The organism is Lutibacter aestuarii (assembly GCF_042676885.1).
Classification (GTDB): Bacteria; Bacteroidota; Bacteroidia; order Flavobacteriales; family Flavobacteriaceae; genus Lutibacter; species Lutibacter aestuarii.
In genome coordinates this window covers 77,065-90,279 of sequence record NZ_JBHTIC010000006.1, presented here as the reverse complement: position 1 = coordinate 90,279, position 13,215 = coordinate 77,065, and the positions used below count along the sequence as shown (strand labels likewise).

Genomic DNA, 13,215 nt, shown 5'->3' with positions numbered 1-13,215 from the left:
AAAATGAGTTTAATACTAATAAAAAATGCCCAAATAGTAAATGAAGGTGAGGTAATAGAAGGAGATGTACTAATTGATGGAGAGTATATTGTAGATATTGATACTTCTATAAGTTCAAAATCTTCTGATACAATTGTTATTGATGCGGAAGGAAAGTATTTAATTCCTGGAGCAATTGATGATCAAGTCCATTTTAGAGAACCTGGGCTTACACATAAAGCAACAATAGAAACCGAAAGTAAAGCTGCTGTTGCAGGAGGTATTACATCGTTTATTGAAATGCCAAATACAGTTCCACAAGCAACAACACAAAAATTATTAGAAGATAAATTTAAAATTGCTGCCAATTCATCTTATGCAAACTATTCCTTTATGTTTGGAGGAACAAATGATAATTTGGAAGAATTATTAAAAACTAATCCTTCAAATGTAGCTGGAATCAAATTATTTTTAGGTTCATCAACAGGAAATATGTTAGTTGACAATGAAGAAGTTTTAGAAAAAATATTTTCTTCAACTAAAATGTTAATTGCTGTTCATTGTGAAGATGAAGCTACAATACAACATAATTTAGAAACCTATTTAAAAGAATACGGAGATGATATTCCAGTTGAATTGCACCCTAAAATCAGAAGTGAAGAAGCGTGTTATTTATCATCATCAAAAGCAATTAAATTAGCTAAAAAAACAGGAGCGCGTTTACATATTTTTCATGTGTCAACTGCCAAAGAAACAGAGTTGTTCACTAATAAAATTCCATTAGAAAAAAAACAAATTACTGCTGAAGTTTGTGTGCATCATTTATGGTTTGATGAAGCCGATTATAAAACCAAAGGGACTCATATTAAATGGAATCCTGCAGTCAAAACAGAAAAAGATAAAGAAGGACTATGGAAAGCATTATTGGATGATAGAATTGACGTGCTTGCTACCGACCATGCGCCGCACACTAAAGAAGAAAAATTACAAGTTTATACCAAAGCTCCAAGCGGCGGCCCACTAGTGCAACATGCGTTACCTGCGTTGTTTACTGCGTTTAGACAAGGAAAAATATCAGTTGAAAAAATAGTCGAAAAATTTTGCCATAATCCAGCTAAAATTTTCAAAATTGAAAAAAGAGGTTTCATAAAAAAAGGGTATTATGCTGATTTGGTTTTAGTGGATCCAGCTTCGCCTTGGACAGTTACTAAACAAAATATTTTATACAAGTGCGGCTGGTCTCCTTTTGAAGGAACTACATTTTATTCAAAAATAACACACACTTTTGTAAATGGTTCTTTAGTTTATGAAAATGGAGTTTTTCACAATAATTTAAAAGGTAAGAGGTTATTATTTAATAGAACTCATGAATAAACTACTATACATAATAATTTTAAGCTTTCTACTTGTAGCTTGCACAAGTAATACCATTATAGAGAAGCCTGATAATTTAATTCCAAAAGATAAAATGGTTGACTTAATGACCGATTTATTATTGGCTACTGGAGCTAGAAATATTAAAAATATTAATGAAGAACGTAAAGTAAATTACTTTCCCTTAGTTTTTGAAAAATATAATATTGATAGTACACAGTTTAAAGAAAGTAATTTTTATTATACCTCTAAAATTGATGATTATGATATCATGTTAAAAGAGGTAGAAAGAAGGCTCAAAAAACTAAAGTCGGAGTTTGATAAAGAACGAGAAAAACAAGATTCTATTACCAACTACAAAGGAATTTTAATCGAAGATGAAATAAAAAATAATAGAAGAGAAATTGATTAGTTATTTTTTATAAAGCATACAAATAGTTTTAATTGTTTGTTCTATAGGTGTAAAACTATAATTTAACTGTTGTATTATTTTTTCTGAAGAATAATAATGTTTATTATGAATTGATTTTGCAGAGTTTTTTGTTAGTATTGGTGCTTTTCCCGAAAAAAAAGAAATAAAACGGCCGACTCTCCAACCAATTTCACTCATAAATTTGCTAACTTTAATTGTTGGAGGCTTTTTTTGAAAGTTTTTAGAAATTTCTAAAAATACATCTTTAAAACTTCTGTTTTCAGAAACTACAATAAAACGCTCATTTTTTATAGTACTCTCCATTAATTGAATCATAATTTCAACAACATCTTTTACTGAAACATAACCAGTAACCCCTGTTGAATAAAAAGGAAGCCCTTTGTAAATTTTAGTAAACATTTGTCCAGATCCTTGATGCCAAAAACCAGCGCCTAAAATAACTCCAGGATTCACAATTACCATATCAATTCCCTCCTGAGAAGCTCTCCAAATTTCCATTTCAGCACCATATTTGGTAATGGCATATCCGTAATTATTTTTTTCAATATTCCATTCGCAAGTTTCATCAATAGGTTTAAAGTTTAAATTTTTTTCAAGAGTAGCAATGGAACTTACAAAACACAATTTATCAATTTTATTTGCAATGCATAAATTAACAATATTAGATGTGCCTTCAATATTAATTTTACGCATTGTACGATAGTCTTTTGGATTAAATGATATCATTGCAGCGGCATGATATACTTTTTTAACATTATTAAAAGCTAATTCTAACGAGTAAACATCAGTAATATCGGCTTCAACCCATTCAATTTTATTAAAAAGAGGCTCAAAATCTTTAGAGTAATAACTAAAAACGTTCTTTACAGCATTCAAATTGCTGGTATTTCTATAAATAGCTTTAATTGAATCATGTTTTAAAGAAAGATGATACAATAAATGCGAGCCTACTAAACCTGTTCCTCCGGTAACTAAAATCATAAAACGAAAGTAATAAAAATGATGGTTTAAAGTAATTTCTACAAAGTAAAATTTTATCTTTGCTGAAATTTAAAATTTTTAAAATGAATTTTGTTGAAGAACTACGTTGGAGAGGTATGTTGCATGACATTATGCCTGATACGGAAGAGTATTTATTAAAAAATAAAACAAGAGGTTATATTGGTTTTGATCCAACTGCAGACTCATTGCATATTGGAAGTTTAGTGCCAATTATTATTTTAATGCATTTTCAAAAAGCGGGTCATTATCCAATTGCTTTAGTTGGTGGTGCTACGGGAATGGTTGGAGATCCTTCAGGGAAGTCTGATGAACGTAATTTATTAGATGAAGAAACCCTAAACAAAAATGTAGCTGGCGTAAAAAGTCAACTAGCACGTTTTTTAGATTTTAACAGTGCTTCAGAAAACGGAGCAGAACTGGTAAATAATTACGATTGGATGAAAGAAATTTCTCTAATAGATTTTGTACGTGATGTTGGTAAGCACATTACTGTAAACTATATGATGGCTAAAGATTCAGTAAAAAAACGTTTTGCCCCTGATTCTGAAACAGGAATGAGTTTTACAGAATTTACCTATCAACTATTTCAAGGATACGATTTTTATCATTTGTACAAAGAAAAAAATTGTATGCTTCAAATGGGAGGTTCAGACCAATGGGGAAATATTACTACTGGAACGGAATTGATTAGAAGAAAAGCTCAAGGTAAAGCATACGCCCTTACTTGTAAATTAATAACTAAAGCTGATGGCACCAAATTTGGTAAAACTGCGGGTGGAAATGTTTGGCTAGACGCCAATAGAACTTCGCCTTATAAATATTACCAATACTGGTTAAATTCATCTGATGAAGATGCGGAAAACTATATAAAAATATTTACGTTTTTAGATAAAGAAACTATTGAAAAATTAATTGAAGAACACAAACAAGCACCACATTTACGTATTTTACAAAAAACAATAGGTAAAGAGGTTACCATTATGACCCATGGTGAAGAAGCTTATGAGAACGCAATTAAAGCTTCAAATATTTTATTTGGAAAATCAACTGCTGAAGATTTAAAAAGTTTAGATGAACAAACCTTTTTAGATGTTTTTGATGGGGTGCCACAAGCAGAAGTTAAACGTTCTGTAATTGACAATGGTTTAGAAATTGTTCCAGCTTTTGCTGAAAATGGATTTTTAAAATCTAATGGAGAGGTTAGAAGAGCTTTAAAGGAAAATTCAATTTCAGTAAATAAAGAAAAAGTAATTGAAGATTTTGTAATTACACCATCAGATTTAATTGCTGATAAGTTTGTGTTGTTACAACGTGGTAAAAAAAGCTATTTTTTATTAAGAGTAGTTTAATTTTGACTAAAATCATAAAAAAAGGTCGCATTTAATGCGACCTTTTTTTATAACACTAATAAATTACATCCTCTAATATCTGAATGGTCGAAACGACCCAATACTTCAAAGGTATTATTAGGATAAACTTTGCCTAAATCTTGTGTGGCAATAAAAGAACAAGAGTTGATATTTGCCAGATCAATGATATTTAGCCCACCAGATTTGCCTTTGGGTAAAATTGTAAGAGGGTCTTCTGTGTCACGTGTTAAAACTTTCATCCAAGGTGGACATTCAAAAATTCCATTTCCTTTAGAATAAGCTTGGCTTAATAATTCTGTCATTCCATATTCAGAATGAATTTTTTCTACACCAAATCCTTTTTGTAAAATGTAATGAAGCTCTTCTCTAATGAGTTCTTTTCGTTTACCTTTCATTCCACCTGTTTCCATTACAACGGTATTTTTTAGGTTAAATTGGTATTTTTCAATTAAATCTAACAAAGCAAAAGACACTCCTATAAGTAAAACTTTATCATTATTTTGGTCTAATTTTTTAAGATTTTCACTCAATTCATCTAAATTATTTAAAAAGAAACCACTTTTTGGATTGTTTGATTTTTGGATAAAATCATTAACCATATAAATTAATGATGACCCTTTACGCTCTAAATAAGAAGGCAATAATGCTAAAACAGTATACGCTTCTATTTTTCCATAAAAATATTCAAAACCTTTTCTAAAACTTTTTTCATAAACAGCCAAGTCAGTAACAAAATGCTTACTTTGATTATTACCTGTGGTTCCACTACTTAAAAAAACTTGTTGTTCTTTTTTAGAAGAAGAAACTACTTGATGAGTTTTAAAAAACTGAATGGGTAAAAAAGGTATTTGTTCAATTTTTTGAATGGAATTTACATTTATATTTAAAAGGTTAATAAAGTTTTTATATACGGTATTATGACTAGCTTGAAATTTAAAAATTTCAAGAGCAATCTCATTAAATTCGGTAGCAGTATGTAACTTAAATAGCGTATTTCTTTTCATAAAAATTGGGAAACAACACAAAAGTAATGTAAATTTACGCAACCTATTATCTTTTTAGGCATCTAATTAACAATTAAAACGCTAGCTTTTGGGGTTGAATAAACTCATAAAACAATGTGCAAATAATGATAGAAAGGCACAAAAAGAGATTTATCAGCTTTTTGCGGGTAAGTTATTCTCAATATGCCTTAAATATTCAAAAAACAAACAAGAAGCTCAAGACAATTTTCAAGATGGTTTTGTTACCATTTTCAATAAAATTGGGCAGTTTAATTTTGAAGGTTCATTTGAAGGTTGGTTAAAGCGAGTTATGGTAAATACAGTTTTATTAAAGTATCGTAAAAAAACTGTATTAAATATTGTTACTGAAGAGGTTCCTGATGAGGTGATTGTTGACATTGATGATGATGAAATTTCTTTAGATTTTTTATTGAATCTCATAAAAGAATTACCCGATAGATACAGAATGGTTTTTAACCTTTATGTATTAGACGGATTTTCACATAAAGAGATTGCAGAAATGTTGCAAATTGCTGAAGGTACATCAAAATCTAATTTAGCCAGAGCAAGAGCCATTTTAAAACAAAAAATTGAAATTTATCAAAATGGACAACTGTCTATTTAATAAAAGATAGTAGTGAGAGATTATAAAAATATTGATAGGTTATTCCAAGAGAATTTAAAGGACTTTGAGGTGTTTCCACCAAATAAAGCTTGGGATGCTATTGAAAAAAAATTAGTACCTATACCTAAAAGACGCAAAGTACCTTTTTGGGTTAAAATTTCAAGCGTAGCAGCGTTATTAATATTGTTTTTTAGTATTGGAACCATTTACTTTATTCCTAAAAATACACTTACCAATAGGATTCTTCAAAATAAAAATAATCCAAATGATTCTTTAGAAAGTAATACTACTAAAAAAGAGGTATTAGTAACTGAGAAAAAAGAAACTAAAGTTATACCGCTTAGAAATTCTCTTTCAGAAAAACAAGAAGTATTACAAGAAACTACCTTATCTAATAATATTGATAGTCATACATCTAGTAAAGCTGAAAATTCATTAAAAGAAAAAAACTCTTCAACAAAGTCTTTATTAGCTGATTTAGACAATATTTCGGATAAAAGTACAACTTCAACTAAAAACAATAATCTAAAAAAGGAAGTTATAGATAGTAGATTTTCGGTAGCAACTATTTATGCACCAATTTATATAAATTCATTTGGAGATGGCTCTGGAGTAGATGCTCAATTTAGTGAAAACCCTACATCTGGGAGCTCTTCATACTCATATGGTGTTAAATTTGCATATCAATTAACAGATAAATTTAGCTTACAATCAGGGGTTAATATGATTAACCTTGGGTATAAAACAAGTAATATATACATTACACCTGGAGTGTCTGTTGTTGGTTTTTCACATTTGTCATCAAATCCAGTTTTAAGTAGATCTGCAAATGTAGCTACTTCAAAAGAAAGTAACGTAGATTTAGAAGATCCAAATAAAGGAAGCTTAAATCAAGTTTTTGGATATATAGAAATTCCAGTTGAAATAAAATACAATATCACTGATGGAAAATTCGGGGTAAACTTAGTTGGAGGATTTAGTACATTACTTTTAAATAGAGATGAAGTTTTTGTTGAAACCAATAGCTTTTCTCAAAGCCTAGGATCCTCTAATAATTTACGTTCAGTTAATTTCAGTGGAAATATAGGCTTAGATGTAGATTATTCTATTAAGAAAAATTTATACATCAACATTTCTCCTATGTTTAAAGTACAAACAAATACCTTTTCTAAAAACCCTGGTAGTATTCAACCTTACTACTTAGGGGTTTATACAGGTTTAAATTATAAGTTTTAGTTGGTTTATTATTTGGTTGGTTACCAAATATTGAATGAAGAGAGCCATTTCAATTTTGAAATGGCTTTACTTTTATAAACACTTTTTATTTGTAGATTTGTAATAAATCAATTATTTAAATTTAATCCAATTTATGGAAATTTCAACAATACATAAAACAATAGAAAACGCTCTTGAAAAATTGGGAGTAAAAGAAGTTAATCAAGGAACTTCAACAGGAAATAATTTCTTTGGTAATGGGCAAATTATTAAGTCTTATTCACCAGTTGATGGAAAGCTAATAGGTAAAGTTATCACCACCACTAAAGAAGATTATGAAAATGTGATGGAAAGTGCTCAAAGTGCATTTAAAAGTTGGAGGTTAGTACCAGCTCCTCAAAGAGGAGAAATAGTTCGTCAATTTGGAAATAAGCTTCGCGAGTTGAAACAACCTTTAGGTGAGTTGGTCTCTTATGAGATGGGAAAGTCATTACAAGAGGGCTTAGGCGAAGTCCAAGAGATGATTGATATATGTGATTTTGCAGTTGGTTTGTCTCGTCAATTACATGGGTTAACCATGCACTCTGAACGCCCAGGACATAGAATGTACGAACAATACCATCCATTAGGAATAGTAGGCATTATTTCCGCATTTAATTTTCCAGTAGCTGTATGGAGCTGGAACACAGCGTTAGCTTGGATTTCTGGGGATGTATGTATTTGGAAAGCTTCTGAAAAAGCTCCATTATGTAGTATTGCTTGTCAAAATATAATAGCTAATGTTTTAAAAGAAAATAATTTGCCAGAAGGTATTTCTTGTATCGTTAATGGAGATTATAAAGTTGGTGAATTTTTAACTACTGATAAAAGAATTCCATTAATTTCGGCAACAGGTTCTATTAGAATGGGGAAAATTGTTGCTAAAACTGTAGCAGAACGCTTAGGAAAATCTTTACTAGAATTAGGAGGAAACAATGCAATTATTGTAACGCCTGATGCAGATATTAAAATGACAGTAATTGGAGCTGTTTTTGGAGCTGTTGGAACAGCCGGACAACGTTGTACATCTACTCGTAGATTAATCATTCACGAATCTATATACGATAAAGTAAAAGATGCTTTAGTGGCTGCATATAAACAACTTAGAATAGGAAACCCACTTGATGAAAACAATCATGTTGGACCATTAATTGATAAAGAAGCTGTTAAAATGTATGAAAACGCCTTGATAAAAGTTGTTGAAGAAGGTGGTAAAATTTTAGTAGAAGGCGGTGTATTAAGTGGAGAAGGTTTTGAAAGTGGATGTTATGTAAAACCTGCAATTGCAGAAGCTGAAAATCATTTTGAAATTGTTCAACATGAAACATTTGCACCGGTATTATATTTATTAAAATACTCTGGAGATGTAACCAACGCTATTGAAATTCAAAATGGAGTTGTTCAAGGACTATCATCAGCAATTATGACTAATAATTTGCGTGAAGCAGAACAGTTTTTATCTCAGGCAGGCTCAGATTGTGGAATTGCCAATGTAAATATTGGAACTTCTGGCGCTGAAATTGGAGGTGCTTTTGGAGGAGAAAAAGAAACTGGAGGCGGAAGAGAATCTGGTTCTGATGCTTGGAAAATATATATGAGACGTCAAACAAACACCATTAATTATACTACAGAGTTGCCTTTAGCACAAGGGATAAAATTTGATTTATAAAGTAGAGGTTTATTATAATTTTGAAAAGGCTCCTTTAAAGGAGCCTTTTTATAAATTAAGTAGAAAATTTAATAATGCTTCATTTGACAAATGAATGCTTTGAAATAACTCATCAACTTTTCCATGTTCAATAAAATTATCTGGAATTCCTAATTGTTTTATAGAATTTGTGGAGTAATTATTTTCTGAAGCAAATTCTAAAATTGCACTTCCAAAACCACCAACAATAGTTCCATCTTCAATGGTTACGATTGTCTTAAATTTTTGAAAAATTTGATTTAATAATGTTTGATCTAATGGTTTTACAAATCTCATATTGTAATGCGCAAATTTATTTTTAGGTAAGGAATTTTGAATTTCAATTATTTTATTTCCAAAGGTTCCTATACTTAAAATGGCAATTTCATTTCCTTCAGTTATACAAGTTCCTTTGCCTATTTCAATAGTTGAGAAGGGTTGTTTCCAATCAATTAAAACGCCTCTTCCTCTTGGATATCTTACGGTTAATGGGAAAGTAATGCCTAGTTGTGCAGTGTACATTATGTTGCGCAATTCTAATTCATTTAAAGGGGCAAATATGACTAAATTAGGGATGCATCTTAAATATGCAATATCAAAAGCTCCATGATGAGTTGCTCCATCTTCACCAACAATGCCAGCCCTATCTATACAAAAAACGACAGGTAAATTTTGCAAGGCAACATCATGTATTATTTGATCGTAGGCGCGTTGTAAAAAAGTAGAATAAATATTACAAAAAGGAATTAAACCTTGAGTTGCCATTCCAGCAGCTAAAGTTACAGCATGTTGTTCGGCAATACCAACATCGAAAGCTCTGTCGGGAAATTCTTCGATCATTAATTTTAATGAAGACCCTGTTGGCATAGCAGGTGTAATTCCTACTATTTTAGTGTTTTTTTTGGCTAACTCAATAATGGTTTCACCAAAAACATCTTGAAATTTTGGAGGTAGTATTTCATTACTTTTAGCAATTAATTCGCCTGTATTTTTATCAAATTTACCAGGCGCATGGTATTTAACTTGATCTTGTTCAGCTTTATCTAAACCTTTTCCTTTGGTGGTAATGATATGTAAAAACTTTGGTCCTTTTATTGATTTTAAGCGTTCTAATTCTAAAATAACGGCTTCAATATTATGCCCATCAATTGGTCCTGAATAGTTAAAATTTAAGGCTTCAATAATATTATTCTTTCTAACTTTTTTACCTGCCTTAACATTGGTAAAATAGTTTTTTAACGCTCCAACACTAGGGTCAATACCCATAGCGTTATCGTTTAAAATAATTAACAAATTAACATCTGTAACACCAGCATGGTTAAGCCCTTCAAAAGCCATACCACTAGCAATTGAAGCATCACCAATTACGGCAATATGATGTTTGTTGAAATTACCTTTTATTTTTGAAGCAATTGCCATTCCTAAGGCTGCTGATATAGATGTTGAAGAATGACCAGTTCCAAAAGGGTCATAGACACTTTCTTTTCTTTTAGGAAAGCCAGAGATGCCTCCTAATTGTCTGTTAGTATAAAAGTTTGTCCTCCTTTCTGTCAAAATTTTATGCCCATAGGCTTGGTGACCAACATCCCAAATTAACAAGTCATTAGGTGTATCAAAAACATAATGTAATGCAATGGTAAGTTCAACAACTCCTAAACTAGCTCCTAAATGGCCTTCTTTAGTTGCCACAATATCAATAATAAATTCGCGTAATTCTTTAGCAACTAAAGGAAGTTGTTCTTTTGCAAGATTTCGCAAATCTTTAGGAGTGTTAATATGGTTTAAAAAAGTTGTTTTCACAAGTACAAAACTACAATATTTAAATTGTTCAATGTGATAAAATAATTACTTTTGAAATATGATACACCCTTTTGATGATACTTATTTTATGAAACGTGCTTTACAAGAAGCACAAATGGCGTATGACAAAAATGAAGTTCCAATAGGAGCGGTTATTGTTATGAATGATCAAATAATTGCTCGAGCTCATAATTTAACGGAAACTTTAAATGATGTTACCGCTCATGCCGAAATGCAAGCTTTTACTGCTGCTGCAGATTTTTTGGGTGGAAAATATTTAAAGGAATGTACATTGTACGTTACTTTAGAACCTTGTCAAATGTGTGCTGGAGCAAGTTATTGGACACAAATTGGCAGAATTGTTTATGGAGCTTCTGAAGAAAAAAGAGGTTTTTTAGCAATGAAAACGACGTTGCATCCTAAAACAAAAGTAATTGGAGGGGTTTTAAAAGAGGAATCTGCTAAACTTTTAACTCGTTTTTTTATAGAAAAAAGGAACTTAAATTAATTGTTGTCTTCTTTTTTACGATGTTCTTCTAACTCTTTTCTGTAGTTGTCAAAAGTAAAATCTTTCAAATTTTTATTTTTATAGCGATGAAATATAAATAAAGGCATAAATACAAAAGCAATAACAAGAACACTAATTCCAATTATTATTTGACCATTAGAATCTCCCAAGTTTTGTAAATAAAACCCATAGACTAAACCTCCAAGCACCAATACAAGCAATATATTTAACACTAATTTCATAATCAGAAACAATTTGATAGTTTGTAAAGTTACAAAATGTAATACTTTTAAAACTCATTTAAATTAGGAAGTAACATCAATTAATTTTCTTCGGTAAGCAGTTAATAATCTTGATTTAGAAATGAAACCAAAATATTTTCCATCTTTAATAACAACTAAATTCCATGCGCCACTCATTTTAAATTTATTTAAAATTTCTTCTGCAGAATCTTTTTTATAATAAATTATATCAGAAGCAGCATGCATTAAAGAGCTAACCTTAACGGTATCGTAAAGTTCTTTATTAAACATAATTGATCTAATATCATTAAGTGTTAATATTCCTAAAAATTCGTTTTCTTCATTAATTACAGGAAAATGATTACGAGATGATTTTGCTACGGCATTATTAACAATTTCACCTAGAGTCATTTCTGGATAAAGCAATACAAAATTAGTTTCAATAACTTTATCAATATCTAGTAACATCAATACATTTTTGTCTTTATCATGAGTTAAAAGCTCTCCTTTTTTTGCTAATTCTGAAGCATAAATATTATGAGGAATGTATTTTTTAGTAATAATAAAAGAGATAGAGGAAACAATCATTAAAGGCACAAATAACTCATAACCTCCAGTAATTTCTGCAATTAAAAAAATAGCGGTTAAAGGAGCTTGTAAAACGCCTGCCATTAAACCTGCCATACCAACCATTGCAAAATTTGTTGATGATAATTGGTGGTTAAATAAGTTACTATAATTCATAACCATTGCAAATACATAGCCTGTAATACTTCCAGTAAATAATGTTGGAGCAAAAACTCCTCCAATACCTCCAGCACCAAAAGTCAATGAGGTTGCCACAATTTTAAACAGTATTAAGCCAACTAAAAATCCAGTAATAAGCCAAATATTATCAATAACAATATGAAATATATTATTTTGTAAAACACTTGTAATATTTCCTTTTAAAATATTATTAATGGTTTCATAACCTTCCCCAAAAAGAGGTGGAATAAAATAAACAAGTAAACCTAGTAAAACACCTCCAATTAGAAGTCTTTTATACGGGTTTTTATATTTTTTAAAAAAGCTTCCTATTGAAAAATAAACTTTGCTAAAATATATTGAAGCCATTGAGGAGCATACACCTAGTAAAACGTAAAATAACACATCGTTTAAATGAAATTTATCTTGAATGTTAAAATGAAGCAATACATCATCACCAAAAAAGAAATACGAAGTTAAAACAGCTGTTATAGAAGCCAATATTAAAGGAATCATTGAAGCTAAAGTTAGTTCTAAACTAAATATTTCAACAGCAAATACAATGGCAGCAATAGGGGCTTTAAATATTGAAGACATAGCTCCGGCTGCAGCTGCACCAATTAATAATGTTCTAGTAGTTTGATTTAAATGAAATAAACGCGAAAAATTTGAACCTAACGCTGCGCCAGTAGCTACTGTTGGGCCTTCTAATCCCACAGACCCACCAAAACCAACGGTTAATGGCGCAGTTATTATAGATGACCACATTTGAAAACGAGGCATAATTCCTTTTTGTTTAGAAATTGCATAAAGCGTTGAGGGAATGCCATGACCTACTTTTTTCTTAATAAAATATTTAATAATTAGCAATACTATTAACAATCCAATGATTGGAAATATAAAATAAAATGCTACATGAATTTCTTTTATTAATTCACCTTCGAGTAGGTGTTGTATAAAGTGTGTAAGATTTTTTAATGTTACAGCTCCAAGACCAGCTAATAATCCAATAATGGCACTAGCAATGCCTATAAATTGTTTATTTGAAATATGTTGATATCTCCACTTTAAAAATTTACGGATTAAATTTTTTGACTGTAACGACATTTTTTTTTTGAAATAAGTAAATGCAAAAGTACCAAATTTAAGTGATTATGGTTAGCGCTTAGGACAACTTTTGCACTTCTTTT

12 protein-coding genes are annotated in these 13,215 nt (G+C 30.3%); 7 read left to right on the top strand and 5 right to left on the bottom strand.

Translation table 11 applies throughout. The features are described 5' to 3' along the window. Positions 1-3 precede the first annotated feature (3 nt). Complete coding sequence (locus ACFQZW_RS05100) at positions 4-1,353, top strand: dihydroorotase (protein WP_298285354.1); 1,350 nt, start codon at positions 4-6, stop codon at positions 1,351-1,353. Continuing rightward, positions 1,346-1,765, top strand: coding sequence for a DUF4296 domain-containing protein (locus tag ACFQZW_RS05095; RefSeq protein WP_298262881.1), 420 nt, complete (start codon positions 1,346-1,348; stop codon positions 1,763-1,765). Before ACFQZW_RS05100 ends, ACFQZW_RS05095 begins: the two co-directional genes overlap by 8 nt. Here ACFQZW_RS05095 and ACFQZW_RS05090 read toward each other — a convergent pair whose 3' ends face one another. Beyond that, complete coding sequence (locus ACFQZW_RS05090; protein WP_298262882.1) at positions 1,766-2,767, bottom strand: NAD-dependent epimerase/dehydratase family protein; 1,002 nt, start codon at positions 2,765-2,767, stop codon at positions 1,766-1,768. A gap of 83 nt (positions 2,768-2,850) precedes the next feature. Here ACFQZW_RS05090 and tyrS point away from each other — a divergent pair, with 83 nt between their 5' ends. After that, complete coding sequence (gene tyrS, locus ACFQZW_RS05085; RefSeq protein ID WP_298262883.1) at positions 2,851-4,137, top strand: tyrosine--tRNA ligase; 1,287 nt, start codon at positions 2,851-2,853, stop codon at positions 4,135-4,137. A gap of 47 nt (positions 4,138-4,184) precedes the next feature. Here the strand turns inward: tyrS and ACFQZW_RS05080 are convergent, their stop codons facing one another. Then, entirely contained in the window at positions 4,185-5,162 is a 978-nt protein-coding gene (locus ACFQZW_RS05080) for an acyl transferase (RefSeq protein ID WP_372801290.1), read from the bottom strand. Positions 5,163-5,250: 88 nt separating this feature from the next. Between ACFQZW_RS05080 and ACFQZW_RS05075 the strand changes: the two genes are divergently transcribed. The 3 genes from ACFQZW_RS05075 to amaB all read left to right on the top strand — a co-directional run bounded on the left by ACFQZW_RS05075 (position 5,251) and on the right by amaB (position 8,710). Further along, positions 5,251-5,787 (top strand): RNA polymerase sigma factor, encoded by a 537-nt coding sequence (locus ACFQZW_RS05075; protein ID WP_386781599.1) that lies wholly within the window; start codon positions 5,251-5,253, stop codon positions 5,785-5,787. A gap of 12 nt (positions 5,788-5,799) precedes the next feature. Beyond that, a complete protein-coding gene (locus ACFQZW_RS05070; protein WP_298262886.1) occupies positions 5,800-7,023 on the top strand; it encodes an outer membrane beta-barrel protein in 1,224 nt (407 codons plus the stop codon). Between the two features lie 133 nt (positions 7,024-7,156). Further along, positions 7,157-8,710: an L-piperidine-6-carboxylate dehydrogenase gene (gene amaB / locus ACFQZW_RS05065; RefSeq protein WP_386781598.1), complete on the top strand. Its 1,554-nt coding sequence runs from the start codon at positions 7,157-7,159 to the stop codon at positions 8,708-8,710. Between the two features lie 48 nt (positions 8,711-8,758). On the opposite strand, the gene dxs is transcribed toward amaB, so the two are convergent. After that, positions 8,759-10,528 (bottom strand): 1-deoxy-D-xylulose-5-phosphate synthase, encoded by a 1,770-nt coding sequence (dxs, locus tag ACFQZW_RS05060; RefSeq protein WP_386781597.1) that lies wholly within the window; start codon positions 10,526-10,528, stop codon positions 8,759-8,761. 58 nt (positions 10,529-10,586) lie between these two features. Here dxs and ACFQZW_RS05055 point away from each other — a divergent pair, with 58 nt between their 5' ends. Continuing rightward, positions 10,587-11,036, top strand: coding sequence for a nucleoside deaminase (locus tag ACFQZW_RS05055; protein ID WP_386781596.1), 450 nt, complete (start codon positions 10,587-10,589; stop codon positions 11,034-11,036). Here the strand turns inward: ACFQZW_RS05055 and ACFQZW_RS05050 are convergent. Both ACFQZW_RS05050 and ACFQZW_RS05045 read right to left on the bottom strand, forming a co-directional pair. Beyond that, a complete protein-coding gene (locus ACFQZW_RS05050; protein WP_298262890.1) occupies positions 11,033-11,278 on the bottom strand; it encodes a hypothetical protein in 246 nt (81 codons plus the stop codon). The genes ACFQZW_RS05055 and ACFQZW_RS05050 overlap by 4 nt on opposite strands. Positions 11,279-11,341: 63 nt before the next feature. Next, on the bottom strand, positions 11,342-13,132 hold the full coding sequence (locus ACFQZW_RS05045) for a chloride channel protein (protein ID WP_298262891.1): 1,791 nt from the start codon (positions 13,130-13,132) through the stop codon (positions 11,342-11,344). Positions 13,133-13,215 lie beyond the last annotated feature (83 nt).

Coding starts and splice junctions, on each gene's coding strand:
- ACFQZW_RS05055 (WP_386781596.1), top strand. CDS start 10,587: ATGATACACCCTTTTGATGATACTTATTTTATGAAACGTGCTTTACAA.
- ACFQZW_RS05100 (WP_298285354.1), top strand. CDS start 4: ATGAGTTTAATACTAATAAAAAATGCCCAAATAGTAAATGAAGGTGAG.
- tyrS (WP_298262883.1), top strand. CDS start 2,851: ATGAATTTTGTTGAAGAACTACGTTGGAGAGGTATGTTGCATGACATT.
- ACFQZW_RS05050 (WP_298262890.1), bottom strand. CDS start 11,278: ATGAAATTAGTGTTAAATATATTGCTTGTATTGGTGCTTGGAGGTTTA.
- amaB (WP_386781598.1), top strand. CDS start 7,157: ATGGAAATTTCAACAATACATAAAACAATAGAAAACGCTCTTGAAAAA.
- ACFQZW_RS05095 (WP_298262881.1), top strand. CDS start 1,346: ATGAATAAACTACTATACATAATAATTTTAAGCTTTCTACTTGTAGCT.
- ACFQZW_RS05090 (WP_298262882.1), bottom strand. CDS start 2,767: ATGATTTTAGTTACCGGAGGAACAGGTTTAGTAGGCTCGCATTTATTG.
- ACFQZW_RS05080 (WP_372801290.1), bottom strand. CDS start 5,162: ATGAAAAGAAATACGCTATTTAAGTTACATACTGCTACCGAATTTAAT.
- ACFQZW_RS05045 (WP_298262891.1), bottom strand. CDS start 13,132: ATGTCGTTACAGTCAAAAAATTTAATCCGTAAATTTTTAAAGTGGAGA.